The sequence below is a fragment of the Gemella haemolysans ATCC 10379 genome, assembly GCF_000173915.1.
Classification (GTDB): Bacteria; Bacillota; Bacilli; order Staphylococcales; family Gemellaceae; genus Gemella; species Gemella haemolysans.
Window position 1 is genome coordinate 312,016 of the sequence record NZ_ACDZ02000014.1, and the last position, 18,563, is coordinate 330,578.

Sequence of the window (18,563 nt, forward strand, 5' to 3'; positions counted from 1 at the left end):
AAATTTATGGCACGAAAAAAAGAAGTAGTAGCTATGCTACTAGCAGGAGGACAAGGTACGAGGCTTCAAGTATTAACTAAAGATATGGCTAAACCAGCTGTACCTTTTGGTGGGAAATATAGAATTATCGATTTTCCATTATCAAATTGTGCGAACTCTGGAATTTCAACAGTTGGGGTATTAACGCAGTTTATGCCACTTGAGCTTAACTCATACATGGGGAATGGTCAACCATGGGATTTAGATAGAATGGATGGTGGATTATCAATTCTACCACCTTATACTGCAGGTAAAACGGGAGAATGGTACAAGGGAACAGCAAATGCGATTTATCAAAATATTAAATACATAGAGCAATACAATCCTGAATACGTACTTATCTTATCTGGAGATCATATTTACAAAATGAATTATAAAGAAATGTTAGATTTCCATAAACAAAAAGGTGCTGACTTAACAATAGCACATATAAATGTTCCTATTGAAGAAGCGAGCCGTTTTGGTATTTTAAATACAAATACAGATTTAAAAGTTACAGAGTTTCTAGAAAAACCAGAAAATCCAATATCTACAAAAGCATCAATGGGTATTTATATTTTTAGTTGGAAAGAACTTAGAGAATACCTGATACGTGATGAGGAAAATCCTGATAGTGAAAAAGACTTCGGTAAAAATATTATTCCAATGATGTTAAATGAAGGTAAAAACATCTATGCTTATCCATTTTATGGATATTGGAAAGATGTAGGTACAATAGAAAGCTTATGGGAAGCTAATATGGACCTTATTAAAAATAAAGAGAATTTCAATATTGATGATAGATTATGGAGAATTTACTATCGTCATGAAGGTGCTATGCCACAATACTTAGGACATAGTGCAAATGTAAAAAATTCTATGATTTCTGATGGTACTGCAGTTTATGGTGCTGTTTCTGAATCAATTATTTCTTCAGGTGTTAGAATCGAAGAAGGTGCAGAAGTTGTAGGAAGCATAATAATGAAAGATGTACTAATAGAAAAAGGTGCTAAAGTCTATAATTCAATTATTGCTGAAGGTTCGATAGTTAAAGAAAATGTAGAAGTTGGTCACAGAGAAATAGTTATAGGAAAAGAACAAATAACGGTAATCGGTAGGGATGAAGTTGTAAATGACAATAGGAAAGTAGAGGGAAAATAATATGGTAAATGCGTTTTGTGTATTATTTGCAGATAACTATCGTAATGATGATTTGCAAGGATTAGTAAGAAATAGAACACTAGCATCTTTAGCTGTTGCATCAAGATATAGAATGATTGATTTCATGTTATCTTCTTTAGTAAAAGCTGAAGTATCAAATATTGCAGTAGTAACAAATTATCACTATAAATCATTAATGGATCACCTTAGTTGGGGGAAAGACTGGGATCTAAATAGAAAAAATAGTGGGCTTAAGTTTATTACACCAATGTCAAACCATCATTCAAACCGTGTAGCTCAAAACAAGATTGAGGCATTAGGGGATGCTTCTAAATATGCAGATACATTGTTAGAAGAATATTGTATTTTAGCTGATGGGAACATTGTAGGTAATATTGATTTTAGAGATATGATAAATTACCATAAATCAACAAATGCAGATATAACGTTAGCTTATACTTATAGAAAACCTCAACAACGTGAATCGCAAATAATTTTTGATGACAAGAATAGAGTTTATGATAGTTTATATCATTATGATGGATATGATCAGGTCTGCCCGACACAGGTTAAAATCTATATAATGTCTAAACAAATGTTTAAAGAATTAGTTAAAAAAGGTACGACATTAGGATGGCAAGACCTTCTATTAGACTTTATTACAAAGAACTTCCATCGTTTAAATGTTTATGGATATGAAATTAAGAATTACAACAGAACAATTAATAGCGTACAAGAATACTATAATTTCAATCGTGACTTATTAAATCCAGAAAAGTTAAATGAATTGTTCTTATCAGGAACTGATATTCTAACAAGAGTAGCAGATAGCGTGCCAACTACATATGGAGACGGAGCAATAGTTAAGAATTCTATACTAGGTGATGGTTGTGAAATTAACGGAATTGTAGAAAATAGTATCCTTTTTAGAGATGTTGTAGTTGAAGACGGAGCGGTGATTAAAAACTCAATAGTACTTCCTAATTGTGTGATTAAAAAATCAGCATACTTAGATTGTGTGATTTTAGATAAATATGCAGTAGTTTCAGAAAAAGTTGAATTAAAAGGAACAGAAAACTGCCAAGTTATCGTAGAAAAAGGTAAAATAGTAGAATAATAAAAAAAAGGGTTAGATTAATATGTGGGAGAGATTTGTAAAACTTTCGATTTTCAAAAGAAAAAAGAGTATAATATACAGATAGACTGCATCTAAAACTAACCCTTTTAGTATGAAAGTAAATTACGAATAAGGAGAAATATAATGAAAATTTTATTCGTGGCAGCTGAAGCAGCACCATTTGTTAAAGTTGGGGGTCTAGGTGATGTTATAGGTTCATTGCCAAAAGCCCTTCAAGATGAAAATGTAGAAGCAAGGGTGGTACTACCGTTGTATTCTTCAATAGACAGAGATAAGTACGATTTAAAATACAGACAACATATTTTTATTAATTTAGGATGGAGAACAGTTTACTGTGGAATCTTTGAGACTGTAGTAAATGGAGTAACTTACTACTTCATTGATAATGAACAATATTTTAATAGAGAGAGTGTATATGGTCAAGAAGATGACGGGGAACGTTTTGCATTCTTCTCAAAAGCAGCATTAGAAATATTACCTCATATTGGCTATAAACCAGATGTAGTAAACGCTAATGATTGGCATGCGGCATTATCGATTATTTATTTGGATGATCTTAAAGCAAGAGGAGAAGGCTTCTATCAAAATATTAAAAGTGTAATTTCAATTCATAATATTGAATTCCAAGGTAAATTCAATCCTTATGAAATGGGTAACTTATTCGGGCTAGATAATAAGTACTTTGATGCACTTATTTACAAAGGTGATTTAAATTTATTAAAAGGAGCTATACAATTAGCTGATAGAATTAATACTGTAAGTGAAACATATGCTCATGAAATATTAGACCCGTATTTTTCATACGGATTAGATGATATTTTAAGAATAGAACAAGGGAAACTTCACGGTATAATTAATGGATTAGATACTGATAAATTTAATTCAAAAACTGATAAACAAATTTTCAAAAATTTTGATTCTAAAACTTTAAAAAATAAAGTGCAAAACAAATTGAAATTCCAAGAAGAATTAGCATTAGAAGTGAATGAAAATATTCCAATGATTGGAATGGTTACAAGACTAACTCATCAAAAAGGTATAGATCTAGTTCTTCATGTAGCAGATGAGATTTTAAAAACTGGTGCACAATTAGTAATTTTAGGAACAGGTGATAGACATTATGAAGATGCATTGCGTTCATTAGAATATCGTCGTCACGATAGAGTAAGAAGCTTAATAATGTTTTCTTCAGAAGTATCTTCAAAAGTATATAGTTCTTGTGATATGTTCTTAATGCCTTCTAAAACTGAACCATGCGGTTTATCTCAATTAATTTCAATGAGATATGCTACAGTGCCGATTGTTCACAGAGTAGGTGGGTTAAGGGACACAGTAGAACCATTTGACGGTAAGTTTGGAACAGGATTTACATTTGAAAGTTTCGATGCGTATGATATGCTAGATGCTGTTTATAGAGCGACATACTGCTATTATCAAGAACGTCATATTTGGAATAAAATTATGAAAAATGCAATTAAACAAGATGTAAGTTGGAAAAAATCAGCTTTACAATACATAGATATGTACAATGAAATAGTCTAATAAACTAGATTATAGGAGAGAATAATGAAACATCAAGAATTTGAACAAAGAATAGAGAAGTATTTAAAAAGACAATTTGGAATTACTATAACTTTAGCAAGTAAACGTCAAGTTTATGAAGCGTTAATGAGTACGGTAAGAGAAAAATTATCTGAGAAAAAATTTGCTTACGAACAAGAATTGAAAAAAACAAAGCAAAAACGTGCTTACTACATGTCAATGGAGTTTCTTGTAGGTAGAACTTTAAGAAATAACTTATTTAACCTAGGAATTGAAAAGCAAACTAAAGAATATCTAGAAAAAAATAATTTTAATCTAGATGAAATCTATGATATTGAACCAGACCCAGGTTTAGGAAATGGTGGACTTGGAAGACTTGCTTCATGTTATTTAGATGCCTTAACTAGTAGTGATTATCCTGTAACTGGATTCTCAATTTTATACGAATATGGAATTTTCAAACAAGTTATCAACAATGGTTGGCAACAAGAATTTCCAGATTATTGGTTAGACTTAGGAAAATACGGTCTTGTTTATAGAAATGATGAAGAAATTGAAGTAAGATTCTACGGTCATGTAGAAGAAAAAATGACTGAAGATGGATTTAAAGTTGAGCACAAAGATTATACATCAATCCAAGCTGAACCATATGATTTATTAATCTCTGGATATAAAACTAAAACAGTTAATACATTACGTCTTTGGGAAGCAAAAGCAAAAACTGGTTTTAATATGAAATTATTTGAACGTGGAGAATATTCTAAGTCTTCAGAAGCAGAAGCAATTGCCTCATCAATTTCTAAATTATTATATCCAGCAGATAGCACAAATGAAGGTAAAGAATTACGTATAAAACAGCAGTACTTCTTTATCAGTGCATCTTTACAACAATTAGTAAAAAATCATTATAATGAATTTGGAACATTAGAAAACTTAAGTGACCATGTAGCATTACATATTAACGACACTCATCCAGCTATGGGAGTTCCAGAGTTAATGAGATTATTACTTGATGAATACGGATATTCTTGGGATAAAGCTTGGGAAATTACGACTAAAATATTTGCTTATACAAACCATACAATTATGGCAGAAGCTTTAGAAAAATGGTCTGTAGATTTATTCAAGCCATTATTACCACGTATTTACTCAATTATTGAAGAAATTAACAAACGATTCTGTCAGTTGGTAATTGATCAAGGAAAACATTATACGTTAGCAGAAACTGCAATTATCTATGATAATCAAATCAGAATGGCTAACTTATCTATCGTAGGTAGTCATAACGTTAATGGTGTATCAAAATTACATAGTGATATTCTTGTTGAATCAACATTTAGAGCATTTAATGAATTATATCCAACAAAATTCGGTAATGTTACGAATGGTATAGCTCACCGCAGATGGTTAGGTCAAGCAAACCCTGAGTTAGCATCTTATCTAAAAGATCTAATTGGTGATGATTTTGTTAAAGATTTATCTAAAATCAGTAAATTAAATGACTATAAAAATGATAAGAAAGTTGTAGCAAAACTTCAAGAAATTAAAAAAGTTAAAAAAGAACAACTTGCTACATATATTCAAAATACTACAGGTATAACTGTAAATCCAGACTCTATTTTTGATGTTCAAGTTAAGAGACTACATGAATATAAACGTCAATTACTTAATGCTTTACACATCGTATACTTATACAGAGAAATTAAATACAATGGTTTACGTCCAGTACCAAGAACATTTATCTTCGCAGCAAAAGCATCTTCTGGATATCAAATGGCTAAAAATATCATCAAATTTATCCACTCAATATCTCAAATGATTGAATGTGATGAATTAGTTCGTGATTACATCAAAGTTGTATTCCTTCCAGATTACAAAGTTACTCTTGCAGAGAAAATAATACCTGCAGCTGATATTAGTGAACAAATTTCTCAAGCAGGTAAAGAAGCAAGTGGTACAGGAAATATGAAACTAATGCTAAACGGTGCATTAACATTAGGAACACTTGATGGAGCAAATGTGGAAATCCATGAAGCGGTAGGGGATGAAAATATCTTTATCTTCGGTCTTGAAACACCAGAAGTAGATGAATTAAATGCTCGCGGCTATAAACCATGGGAATATTATAATAACTCAGTTAAAATAAAAGAAACTCTAGATTTTATTAGAACTATGACTGTTGGGGGTATGAACTTCAACTTTATTGTAGACTATCTATTAACTCAAGACAATTATATGTGTCTAGCGGATTTTGAAAGTTATATTGCAGCTCAAGAAAAAGTAGCAGAGACTTATCAAGATAAAGAAAAATGGGGACGTATGAGTTTAGTTAATACAGCTAACGCTGGAATCTTCTCTGCAGATAGATCAGTAGAAGAATACGCAAAGGACATTTGGAATATAAAAAAAGTAAAATAGAATAAACTTTAATAGAGTAACTTAGAAAATTTATTTTTCTAAGTTACTCTTTCTTTATATTTTTATTACGGATTTAAAATAAATATATTTGTTTTTAATCATAAAGTGTATATAAACACGCCGTTCTCATAGATAAAAAGTTATTATTATGGTAAAATTAGAAGAAAAGACTGTTTGAAATTGAAAATTAAAAAAATTTTCAAAAGAAAATAATTAGTAAATTTAAAAGAGGTAATTATGGCAAAAGAGAGAGCTGATGTCCTTTGTGTGAGTCAAGGATTATTCGAATCACGTGAAAAAGCAAAACGAGCGATAATGGCTGGTATTGTTTATAATGATAATATAAGAATCGACAAAGCAGGAGAAAAGGTTGAATCAACTGCTGAGCTTAGAATTAAAGGTAAAAAGATGCCGTACGTAAGTCGTGGGGGTCTTAAATTAGAAAAAGCAATCAACGAACTAAATTTTGATGTTAAAGATAAGGTGATGATTGATATTGGTTCTTCAACTGGTGGATTTACGGACTGTGCTTTACAAAATGGAGCGAAGTTTGTCTATGCATTAGATGTTGGAACAAATCAACTTGTTTGGAAATTGCGTAATGATGAACGTGTAAAAGTAATGGAACAAACTAACTTCAGACATTCAGTAAAAGAAGACTTTGATGTATATGATATAGATATAGCATCAATTGATGTTTCATTTATTTCATTATCATTAATATTACCAAATCTTGCAGAAATTATAAAAGATGGTGGAGAAGTTTGTGCACTTGTAAAACCACAATTCGAAGCTGGAAAAGATAAGGTAGGAAAAGGCGGAATAGTTCGAGATAAAAAAGTTCAACTTGAAGTAGTAGAAAAGGTATTATTGTTAGCAAATAGTGTAGGTTTTAGTATGACGAACCTATCTTATTCTCCAATAACAGGAGGAGAAGGAAATATTGAATTCCTAATGATATTAAAATACAATGCAACTAAAGAAGTAGAAAATAAAAATATAAATATCGAGCATATCGTAAACAATGCTCATAATCACTTTAAATAGAGGAGGAGCTAATGTTAATTCAGTTAAATATTAAGCAATTTGGAATAATTGAAAAAGCAACTATAGAACTTAAAAATGGTTTAACTGTCTTAAGTGGAGAAACAGGTGCTGGGAAATCAATGATTCTAGCGGCAATTTCGCAATTATCAGGTCAAAGAACCTCAACTTCCTATATTCGATATGGTGAAGATAAGGCTAGTGTAGAAGGAGTATTTGATTTTCCAAAGAGTAAGGAAGTTAAGGAAATTTTTAATGAATTAGACTTAGATCTAGAAGATGAGGTAATAGTAGTTCGTCGTGACATTTATAGTAGTGGAAAGAGTGTCTGTAGAATAAATGGGACTATAGTTAACCTATCGACATTAAAAAAAGTAGCTGCTCATTTATTAGATATCCATGAACAACACGATAATCAAGTTCTATTAGTAGAAAAAAATCATCTTAATTTAGTAGATTCTTTTAATCGTGAGAAAATACAACCTGTGTATATAAAATACAAAGAGAAGTATAAAGAATATCAGATAATAAAAGAAAAAATTGATAACTTAAAACAACAAGAGAGTGATGTTCTTCAAAAAGTAGATTTCTTGAAATTCCAATATAAAGAATTAAGTCAGATGAAACTTAAAAAAGATGAAGACCTAGAACTAGAAAAAGATATTGACTATCTGGAGAACTTTGAGAAGGTGAATAATCTTGCTCATAGTATTACCGAAGGAATCGATGGAGAATATGGTGTTATTTCTAAGCTAGCAGAAATAAGATCTAATCTGGGAGAGTTAACTAGATATAACTCAAACTTTGAAGAAAAGTATGAAGAAATTACAAATTTATACTATATCTTAGACGATTTGAAATATGAAGTATCTAGTTATACTGATGTTATCGAATATGATGAAGAAAAATTAGATAGATTAATCTATAGATTAGATAAGATAAGAACTTTAGAGAAAAAATATTCAAAACCATTAAATGAGCTAATAGATTTCACAGAAACTATAAAAGAAGAATTGGATGAGTTAGAAAATTATGAAGAAAACTTCGAAAATTATTTAGAAGAAAGTAAGAAGATTGAAGAAGAATTAACAGTTTTAGCTGAAGAGTTAAGCTCTTTTAGAAAAGATACAGCTTTAAAATTAGAAAAACTTATCCAAGATGAGTTGAAATTCTTATATATGGAAAAAAGTACAATCAAAGTTGACTTTAAAGAAAAAGAATTCTCATCAACAGGAAAAGATGATGTTAAGATTCTGATTAGCGCTAACTTAGGAGAACCATTAAAATCATTATCTAAAGTTGCCTCAGGTGGAGAACTTTCTAGGGTGATGTTAGCACTAAAAATAATCTTCTCAAGAAGTATAGAGGCTACTTCAATTATCTTTGATGAAATAGATACTGGTGTAAGTGGAAGAGTATCACAACGAATGGCTGAAAAGATGTATCAACTAGGAGTAGGATCACAAGTATTATGTATCTCGCATCTACCTCAAACAACAGCTTTGGCGGATACCAACTTACTAATTAGTAAAGAAATCATTGATAAGAGAACATTAACTGTTATTAGAGAGTTGACTGAAGAACAAAAGATTGCAGAGGTAGCAAGAATGGTATCTGGAGATACTATGACAAAACTTTCAGAAGAACACTCTATTGAAATGTTAAGATTAGCTGAAAAAATTAAAGAAGAGATAAAAGAAAAACTAAATAAGTAGTTAGTAAAAATACCGTAAAGGTAAAGGAGGACTATGACTAAAGAAGGAAAAATTTTAAAAGCACTTAGTGGATTTTATTATGTAGACTGTTCTGGAGAGTTGATTACTTGTCGTGCACGAGGAAACTTCAGAAATGAAAACATCACGCCGTTAGTAGGAGATGATGTAAAAATTCAATTAAGTGATAATAATACAGGGTATGTTGTAGAAATATTAGAAAGAAAAAATGAATTACTACGACCTAAGGTAGCAAATATAGATTATAGTATTATCGTAGTATCAGTAAAAGATCCTGAGTTTTCTAGTAAATTACTGAATAAAATGATTTGTTTAAATGAAAATAGTAATGTAGATATTATAATTGTCTTTACAAAGCTTGATTTATTAAGTGATGAAGAGCTTAATAAAATGAAAGAAATAATGAACTATTACTATGAAATAGGATATCAAGTATTTACAAACTCTGATGAGGATATTGAAAAATTAAAACAAGTCATTTCAGAGAAGTATGTAGCTATTTCAGGACAATCTGGAGCAGGAAAGTCGACGTTTATTAATAAGCTTGCAGAACATTTAGATATTGAAACTGGAGAAATCTCTAAACATCTAGGACGAGGACGGCATACTACGAGACATACTGAATTTTATCAAATCGATGATTTCTATATCGCAGATACTCCAGGATTCTCTTCATTAGATATTACATTTATTGAAAAAGAAGATTTACAATATTTATTTAGAGAATTTAACGATTATGATTGTAAGTTTAAACCGTGTAATCACATGGAAGAGATTCAATGTGGAGTTAAAGAAGCGGTAGAAAGTAAAGAAATATTAGAAAGTCGTTATGAAGACTATAAAGTATTATTTACGGAAAAACAAAATCAAAAGAGAAAATATATAAAGGAGAGATAAGATGAAGAAAATATTACCTTCAATTTTATCAGCAGATTTTGCTAACTTAGAAAGAGATATTAAAGAATTAGAAAGTATTGGTATTGATATGTTTCACATCGATGTAATGGATGGAAACTTTGTTCCAAATATTTCATTTGGATTCCCAATAATTGAATCAATCCGCCCTAAGACAGATAAAGTTTTTGATTGTCATCTTATGATTGCAAATCCAGAAAACTACGTTGAACAATTTTGTAAAGTAGGTTGTGATATGGTATCGTTCCACATCGAAGCTACTAACCATGCAGATAGAGTTATACAAGTAATTAAAAACAATGGAAAAAAAGCTGGTATTGTACTAAACCCTCAAACACCAATCGAGAGTATTAAATATCTGTTGCCAAAATTGAATTATGTTTTAATTATGACTGTAAATCCAGGATTCGGTGGACAAAAATTCATTCCTGAAATGTTAGAAAAAATTGAAGAACTAGCAAAACTTAGAGAAGAAAAAAATTATAACTTCTTAATAGAAGTAGACGGTGGAATAAATATAGAAACGTCAAAAGCTTGTCGAGATAAAGGTGCGGACTTATTAGTTTGTGGTTCATTCTTATTTGGAGCAAGTGATAAAGAAAAAACATTAGGTGAGTTGTTAAAATAATGAATAAAAAAAATATAAACATAATGTTAGGTGGAGTATTTCCAAAAGAATTCCCTTCTTCTAAATTATGGTGTGGAGTAGATAAAGGCGCGTTGTACTTGCTTAATAATGGAATTATTCCAATATTAAGTTGTGGGGATTTTGATTCGATAACACTTGAACAAAGAAAGGAAGTTGAAGAAAAATCTAAGTACTTTAAAGTGAAAAGTAGTGAAGATTTAACAGATGCAGAATTTGCGTTAGAACATATTTTAGAATTATTTGAAGAGGTTGAAGTAATAGATATTTACGGAGCTACTGGAAGAAGACTTGATCACTTTTTTGGTAACATACTTTTACTTAATAATAAGAAATATCAACATATTAAAATTAGAATAATAGATGATAATAATATTATTACAGTAGCTAAAAAAGGTCTGAATATCTTTGAAAGCATAGAAGGGTATAAGTATTTCTCAATAGTACCTATTTATGAAGATACTTTAATGACAATAAAAAATTCTAAATATGAAGTAAAAAATCTAATGCTGACATTAAATCGGCCTAACGCTACTAGTAACGAATTTAAAAGTAATGAGGAAATAAAATTAGAAGTTAGTAATAATGTACTAGTACTATACTCAAAAGATTAAAAGGAGAAACAATGGTAGAAATATTACAATTTATGTTGATAGCTGTTTTTGCAGGTTTCTTAGGCTCTTTAGTAGGGTTAGGCGGTGGAATTATTATTACACCTGCATTAACAATACTATTTGGATTTGATATTAAATATGCTATTGGAGCAAGTATTGTCGCGGTTATTGCAACAAGTAGTGGTTCAGCAATAGCATTCGTAAAAGATCATGTTAGTAACATGCGAGTAGGTATGCTTTTAGAGGTATTTACTACAGCAGGAGGTGTAGTAGGTGCGCTTATGGCTGGAGTATTCTCGTCTAAATTATTATATATTTTCTTCTCTTTAATACTGTTAAATTCTTTTTATGGAATGTTGAAGAAAACAGGCTTAATAACTAAATTGAAAAAAGAAGAAGAAAATGTAGAAAATGATAAGTACGCTGATAAATATAAATTAAATTCAACATACTATGACAAGGCTACAGGCGAAACTGTAAAGTATAATGTTACTAATGTCCCTCAAGGCTCACTTGTTATGTTTGGTGCTGGGTTTGCTAGTGGATTACTAGGAATCGGTAGTGGTGCATTTAAGGTTGTAGCTTTAGATACTTATATGAAATTGCCTATAAAGGTAAGTACAGCGACGAGTAACTTTATGATGGGAGTTACTGCAACAGCAAGTGCGTTAATATATTTCTTTAATGGTACTATAAATCCAGTAGTAGCAGCACCAATAGCGATTGGAACTTTAATTGGATCAAGAACTGGAGCAAAAGTAATGCAAAGATTAGATGCAAAGTATATTCGTTATATTTTCCTTCCAATCTTACTATTTACTATTATAAACATGTTCCTGAAAGGTCTGGGGGTGCTTTAATATGAATGGGAAAAGAGATATAAATATATTAATTGCAAATATTATAAAAACAGGGGTTTTTGTAAGTTCATTCTTTATTATAACAGGAATTATACTTAGTTTTATACAAGGAGCAGATGGAGTATTAACTTTAGAAAGATATACTTTTAATGAAATGCTAAGAGGTTTAGTATCATTTAATTATTATTCATACTTAATGTTTGGTATATTTCTTTTAATATTAACACCTGTTCTACGTATATTAGGTTTACTGTATGTCTATATTGAAGAAAAAGATTACAAATTTGTAAGAATTTGTATTTTAGTACTAGTAATACTAATTGTGAGTTTATTATTGGGAGTAACACATAGCTAAAATATAAAAAAAATTAAAAAATAAAATGTTCAACTATATGATAATATAGAATTTATCGCTAATTGTGAACAAATTGTGAACGAAAAATGGTAAAATGTAGGAAAAATACTACTTTTTATCATTTTTGTTTTGCCATAATAAAAACTATGTTATACAATAATAATATAATATTTACAATTAAATATAAATAACACATATAAGGAGGTATATCTATGTTGGATCCACTATTACTTGCAAGGATACAATTCGCAGCAACAACAGTGTTCCACTTCTTCTTTGTACCTATTACTATAGGTATGGTGTTCTTAATCGCAATTTTTGAAAGTATTTATGTTAAAACTGGCGATGAGCATTACAAAAGAATTACGAAGTTCTTTGGGCACTTATTCCTAATTAACTTTGCTGTTGGGGTTGTTACAGGTATTCTTCAAGAGTTCCAATTTGGTATGAACTGGTCTGAATATTCTTCATTCGTAGGGGATGTTTTTGGACCATCACTTGCGATAGAAGCCTTACTTGCATTCTATCTTGAGTCTACATTTATCGGTATTTGGATTTTCTCTTGGGAGAAAATTAACAAAAAATTACACGTAATGTGTATTTGGTTAGTAAGTATAGGAACACTTATGTCAGCGTTCTGGATTTTATCAGCTAACTCATTCATGCAACACCCAGTAGGTGTTAAGTATGTTGAGAATGGTGTAATTGGTAAAAAAGCAGAAATGATTGACTTCTTTGCAATCGTTAAAAACCCATACTTATGGAACCAATTCCCTCACGTAGTAACAATGGCGTTAACAGTAGGGGCGTTCACAATTGCAGGTATTGCATCTTGGAAAATGTTACGTAAACATGAAGTTGAAATGTTTAGAAAAGCATTTAAAGTTTCAATCGTAGCAGCTCTAATTGGTTCACTTGGATTATTTGTAACTGGACATTCTCAAATGCAATACTTAGTAAGAGAATATCCTATGAAAGTAGCAGCTGCTGAAGCTCTATATGAAGATACTGGAAATTCAGCACCGTTCTCAGTGTTAGCAACAATCGATCAAAAACAACAAAAAGCAGAACATTACCTTGAAGTACCTGGTATGTTAAGTTTCTTAGCATATGACAAGTTTGAAGGAAGTCTTAAAGGTATGAAATCTCTTCAAAAAGAAATGGATGAAAAATATTATCCAGTAGTTGGAAAACATATCGATTACACACCGCATGTACCAACAATTTACTACTCATTCAGAATTATGTCTGGTTCTGTTGGTATCTTAATACTGATGGCATTACTTGGAACAATTTATTCATTCAAGAGAACTGAAACTAAGAAACGTTGGTTCTTACAACTTATGCCATGGACTTTACTAGTAGCTGAAGTTGCTACTGCTTGTGGTTGGATAATGGCTGAAATGGGTCGTCAACCATTCTTAATCTTTGGTGTAATGGCTACTGAATCAGGAGTTTCTCCAAATTCAGGAGCGTCAGTATTATTCTCACTATTAGTATTCTGTGTATTATATACAATCTTAGGTATTACACAATATATCGCATTTAGATATGCAATGAATAAAAAAGAAACAACTGTGAAGGAGGTAGCATAGTATGGATTGGTCAGTAGCTTTACCAAATATTTGGTTCTTACTTATAACAATACTATTTACAGGATTCTTCGTATTAGAAGGATATGACTTCGGAGTTGGTGTACTAGCTCAAGTACTAGGTAAGACTGATGAAGAAAAACGTGTTTACTTCAATACAATCGGTCCTTTCTGGGATGCAAACGAAGTTTGGCTATTAACAGGTGGTGGAGCGATGTTCGCAGCTTTCCCAATCTGGTATGGTAAATTATTCAGTGGTTACTATATCGCGTTCGTGTTAATGTTAGTGGCGTTAATCTTACGAGGCGTATCATTTGAATTTAGAGGTAAATTAGGAGATAATAGAACTTGGATTAAATCATATGATATAGCAATGTTTGTTGGTAGCTTACTTCCTCCAGTATTATGGGGAGTTGCAGTAGCTAACTTCATGACAGGAGCAAACCTTGACGCTAAGAAAAACTTAGTTGATGGTTTCTTAGGTTTATTATCACCATTTACTATCCTTGGAGGAGTAATGATGTTACTTCTAATGTTAGTTCACGGAGCTCAATTCTTAGCTCTTAAAACTACAGGAGAATTAAGAAATGCAGCTCGTGCAACATCTGCATTATTATTCCCATTTGCTGCGATAGTAACATTAGTATTTGCTATTTGGGCATTATTTAAAACAGATATCTTTACAACAAACTACTATGTTGGTTTAGTACTAGCAATAATTGCAGTAGTATTCTTCGTGTTATCATTTGTTTTAAACTTTAAAGGTCGTGACTTAGGTGCATTCTTAAGTACATCTGGAACTTTAGCGTTCCTAACTCTAAGTGTCTTCGCAGGTATGTTCCCACGTGCTATAATAAACAGTAATGATGTTAGTCAATCACTATTTATTTATGATGCTGCGAGTGGAGTATACACTCTAAGACTTATGACAATAGTTGCATTATTCCTATTGCCATTCGTTTTAGGATACCAAGTTTGGTCATATTCTATTTTTAGAAAACGACTAACTAAAGAAGATGAATTGGAGTATTAGTCAATGAAAAAAAAGGAAGCAAAATTAAAACTTCCTGTTAAAAAAAGTCTTACATTGACATTATTAATATTATCAATATTCGAAGCAGCTTGTATAATTATACAAGCTGCTTTTTTAGCAAAAGCCATAGTGGGACTTTTTGATAAAAATTTTGATAATGTTGTAAGAGATAGTGTTCTTTTTTTAATAGGTTATATTTTTAGGATAGTGTTTTTACACTTACAACAATATTTTACAGAAAATCATGCAATTAAGTTTGAAACGGAGCTTAGAAGAAAATTACTTCAGAGTTATTTTGACCTAGGACCTGATTTCACATCAAGAGAAGGATCAGGAAAGCTAGTAACCCTAGCGATTGATGGAATAGGAAAAGTAAAACAGTATTTTGAATTAAATGTATCAAAACAAATCCGTGGAGCTATTATCCCAACCTTAGTAGTGATTTTTATATTCTATACAGATTATGTATCAGCCTTAATGATAATATCAGTAATACCAGTTATCGTTATTTTTATGATACTATTAGGAATTAACGCTAGAGATATGGCGAATAGACAGTATAAAAAATATAGGGCATTATCTAATAACTTTATCGATACAATTCGAGGGGTAGAGACCCTTAAATTTTTAGGGGTAAGTAAAAACTACTTACCTATTATGGAAAAGAAAAATAAAGAGTATCGCCAAAGTACGATGAAGACACTTAGTGTAGCATTTTTAAACAGCTTTGCACTTGATTTCTTAACAACAATCGCAATTGCTCTTTTAGCTGTTAGATTAGGAATTCTATTATTAGATGGAGATACGGTATTATTACCATCGCTTACTGTATTATTAATAGCTCCAGAATTTTTCCTACCAATGAAACAAGCTGCGACAGACTACCATGCAACACTTGATGGGCAAATGGCTTATGAAGATATTAATCGAATGATAGTGGATAACGAGAAGAATAAATCGCAGAAATCTTCTATCAATAGTGTAGAAAGTATAAAACTACAAAATGTAGGATTAATAAAAGATGACAAAAAAATTCTTGATAACATTACTTTATCAATAAACAAAGGTGAAAAGATTTGTCTTGTAGGACAAAGCGGAAGTGGAAAAACCTCATTAATCTCATTATTATCTGGTTTTAATGAACAGAGTGAAGGTGAGATATTAATTAACGATGAAGTTACAAACTTAAAAAATGTCCACTGGTCAAATAATATCTCATATATTTCACAATTCCCTTATATTTTCCCAGATACAATTCGAAACAATATATTATTCTATTCTAATGAGAATATAAGTGAAGATCACTTAAAAGAAATTAGTAAGTTAGTAGGTTTAGATAAATTCATCTCTACATTACCACAAGGGTATGACACTAATATTGGAGAAGGTGGTCAAGAATTAAGTGGTGGTCAAGCGCAACGTATTGCTATCGCTAGAGCATTAATTAGTAATAGAGAAGTAATTATTTTAGATGAACCTACAAGTCACCTGGATATAGAAACAGAGTTTGAGATTAAAGAAAAACTACTAGAATTATTTAAAGGTAGAACTGTAATTATTGCTACACATAGACTACACTGGTTGAATAATGTAGATTATGTTTTAAATCTAGAACAAGGAAAGGTTAGTGATTTTGAGAAAGTTGCTGAATTTAAAAATTCACCACGTTTCGAAGAATTGAAAGCTAATCTAGTAGGAGGTAGCTATAGTGAACAATAATTCAATAATAAGAAAAGAACTTAAAAAGAATAAAGGTGTAATGAGCGGAGTAGTCTTTTTAGGATTAATGTCTGTTATTAGTGGAGCGGCGTTAATGTACGTATCGGGTTACTTAATAAGTAAAGCATCATTACAAATAGGAAATATCCTAATGCTACAGGTACCTACAGTATTAACAAGAACATTCTCGTTAGCACAATCTACATTTGCTTATATTCAAAGGCTAGTGAGTCATAATTTAGTTTTAGGAATAATAGAAAAAATGCGTAGTAGAGTATATAGAATATTAGAACCTAAAGCATTGAAATTGAAAAAAGAATATAAATCTGGAGATTTACTAGGTATTATTTCTGAAGATATTGAAAATATGCAAAATATCTATCTAAAAACAATATTCCCAAGTATCATCTCATTAGTATTATATGTACTTTTCATTACAGTAATGTTTGGCTATGATATGAATTATGCACTATTAGCAACACTATTTGGAATTTTTATAATTTTTGTAGTACCATTCGCTTCACTTACAATTACTAGAAAGAACTTCCAAATTATGAAAGAAGCTAAATATAACCTATATCGTGATTTTACTAGTGCTATTTTTGGATTAAGTGATTGGATTTCTTCTAATAAAGTAAATGAATTCATGGATGACTATCAAGTTAAAGAACAAAAACTTTTAAAACGTGAAAGAAAAATTAAAACATTCGTTCACTTAAGAGAAAACTTTGTTAACCTACTTGCAGGTGCCACAGCTTTCTTAATGATATATAGTTGTTGGAATATGACAGTTAACAATGTAATCGAAAATGTCTACATTGCATCATTCTGTATGATGGTATTATCTGTTCTTAGTGTTGCTGTAATGACGAGTGAAGCTGTTGCTCATATACCAGGTTACGAAGTATCAATCAATCGTGTTAAAGAATTTTATGCTCAAGAAGACGATGAACAAATCGAAGTAACTGATGCAAAAAATTCTGATGGTAATATTATTGATGTCAAGAATTTATCTTTTGAATATGAAGAAGGTAAAACAATATTAAACAACTTATCACTTTCAATCAAGAAAGGTGAGAAAGTAGCAATATTGGGAAGAAGTGGTGTAGGTAAATCTACATTAGTAAAACTATTAACTGGGACATATACTGACTATAAAGGAGAAATAGTTGTACTAGATAAAAAACCAACAGAAAAAATGTTAGGTACAGAAATTTCACTATTAAACCAGAAACCATATTTATTCGATATGACTATTAGAGAAAATTTAAAACTTGCTCTTTTAGATGCAGGTATAGAAGATTCTGAAATTGAAAATAAAATTAATGAGAGTTTAGAAAAAGCACAATTATCTAAATTGCTTCAAAGTTTACCGGACGGAATAGATACTAATGTATTCGAAACTGGAAGTAGATTTTCAGGTGGAGAACGTCAACGTATCGCTTTTGCTAGAAGTATAATTCAAAATAATGAATTACTACTATTAGATGAGCCAACTGTTGGGTTAGATCCAAAAACTGAACATGAATTATTAACTACAATTTTTGAATCTAGTAAAGATAAAACAATCGTATGGATTACCCATCATTTAAACTCTATCGAATATATGGATAGAATAATCTTCATTAAAGATGGAGAAATAGAAATGGATGGAACTCATAGTGAATTATACGCAACAAATGATAAGTATAAGAAATTGTATGATATGGATAATATAGCGTAATAGTATTTGCAAAACTTTACAAATATAGAGCAGTTACAGGAACAAGAAAAAC

At 30.6% G+C, this 18,563-nt stretch carries 15 protein-coding genes; all 15 read left to right on the top strand.

Annotated features, from left to right (window positions below; all coding sequences use genetic code 11):
- The first annotated feature begins 6 nt into the window (after positions 1–6).
- The 15 genes from GEMHA0001_RS07075 to cydC all read left to right on the top strand — a co-directional run bounded on the left by GEMHA0001_RS07075 (position 7) and on the right by cydC (position 18,511).
- The gene (locus GEMHA0001_RS07075; RefSeq protein ID WP_003145446.1) at positions 7–1,179 is read left to right on the top strand and encodes a glucose-1-phosphate adenylyltransferase; all 1,173 of its coding nucleotides are present in this window, start codon (positions 7–9) and stop codon (positions 1,177–1,179) included.
- Between the two features lies 1 nt (position 1,180).
- Entirely contained in the window at positions 1,181–2,296 is a 1,116-nt protein-coding gene (gene glgD, locus GEMHA0001_RS07080; RefSeq protein WP_003144865.1) for a glucose-1-phosphate adenylyltransferase subunit GlgD, read from the top strand.
- Positions 2,297–2,440: 144 nt separating this feature from the next.
- Positions 2,441–3,859, top strand: coding sequence for a glycogen synthase GlgA (glgA, locus tag GEMHA0001_RS07085; protein WP_003144968.1), 1,419 nt, complete (start codon positions 2,441–2,443; stop codon positions 3,857–3,859).
- 24 nt (positions 3,860–3,883) lie between these two features.
- Positions 3,884–6,277, top strand: a complete 2,394-nt coding sequence (locus GEMHA0001_RS07090; protein WP_003145499.1) for a glycogen/starch/alpha-glucan phosphorylase — start codon at positions 3,884–3,886, stop codon at positions 6,275–6,277.
- Between the two features lie 237 nt (positions 6,278–6,514).
- Entirely contained in the window at positions 6,515–7,324 is an 810-nt protein-coding gene (locus GEMHA0001_RS07095) for a TlyA family RNA methyltransferase (RefSeq protein ID WP_003145172.1), read from the top strand.
- Between the two features lie 11 nt (positions 7,325–7,335).
- Positions 7,336–9,036 (top strand): DNA repair protein RecN, encoded by a 1,701-nt coding sequence (gene recN, locus GEMHA0001_RS07100; protein WP_003145648.1) that lies wholly within the window; start codon positions 7,336–7,338, stop codon positions 9,034–9,036.
- 33 nt (positions 9,037–9,069) lie between these two features.
- Positions 9,070–9,951 carry a ribosome small subunit-dependent GTPase A gene (gene rsgA, locus GEMHA0001_RS07105; RefSeq protein WP_003145365.1) on the top strand — a complete coding sequence of 294 codons (882 nt, stop codon included), beginning with the start codon at positions 9,070–9,072 and terminating at the stop codon, positions 9,949–9,951.
- A 1-nt stretch (position 9,952) separates the two neighbouring features.
- Entirely contained in the window at positions 9,953–10,597 is a 645-nt protein-coding gene (rpe, locus tag GEMHA0001_RS07110; protein ID WP_003145062.1) for a ribulose-phosphate 3-epimerase, read from the top strand.
- Positions 10,597–11,229, top strand: a complete 633-nt coding sequence (locus GEMHA0001_RS07115; RefSeq protein WP_003145729.1) for a thiamine diphosphokinase — start codon at positions 10,597–10,599, stop codon at positions 11,227–11,229. The genes rpe and GEMHA0001_RS07115 overlap by 1 nt, the downstream gene beginning before the upstream one ends.
- Positions 11,230–11,240: 11 nt before the next feature.
- On the top strand, positions 11,241–12,089 hold the full coding sequence (locus GEMHA0001_RS07120; protein WP_003145357.1) for a sulfite exporter TauE/SafE family protein: 849 nt from the start codon (positions 11,241–11,243) through the stop codon (positions 12,087–12,089).
- A gap of 1 nt (position 12,090) precedes the next feature.
- Positions 12,091–12,444, top strand: coding sequence for a DUF1634 domain-containing protein (locus GEMHA0001_RS07125; protein WP_003145272.1), 354 nt, complete (start codon positions 12,091–12,093; stop codon positions 12,442–12,444).
- A 212-nt stretch (positions 12,445–12,656) separates the two neighbouring features.
- The gene (locus GEMHA0001_RS07130) at positions 12,657–14,039 is read left to right on the top strand and encodes a cytochrome ubiquinol oxidase subunit I (RefSeq protein WP_003145246.1); all 1,383 of its coding nucleotides are present in this window, start codon (positions 12,657–12,659) and stop codon (positions 14,037–14,039) included.
- 1 nt (position 14,040) lies between these two features.
- Complete coding sequence (cydB, locus tag GEMHA0001_RS07135; RefSeq protein ID WP_003145489.1) at positions 14,041–15,069, top strand: cytochrome d ubiquinol oxidase subunit II; 1,029 nt, start codon at positions 14,041–14,043, stop codon at positions 15,067–15,069.
- Between the two features lie 3 nt (positions 15,070–15,072).
- The gene (cydD, locus tag GEMHA0001_RS07140) at positions 15,073–16,788 is read left to right on the top strand and encodes a thiol reductant ABC exporter subunit CydD (RefSeq protein ID WP_003144988.1); all 1,716 of its coding nucleotides are present in this window, start codon (positions 15,073–15,075) and stop codon (positions 16,786–16,788) included.
- On the top strand, positions 16,778–18,511 hold the full coding sequence (gene cydC, locus GEMHA0001_RS07145; RefSeq protein ID WP_003145572.1) for a thiol reductant ABC exporter subunit CydC: 1,734 nt from the start codon (positions 16,778–16,780) through the stop codon (positions 18,509–18,511). The genes cydD and cydC overlap by 11 nt, the downstream gene beginning before the upstream one ends.
- Positions 18,512–18,563 lie beyond the last annotated feature (52 nt).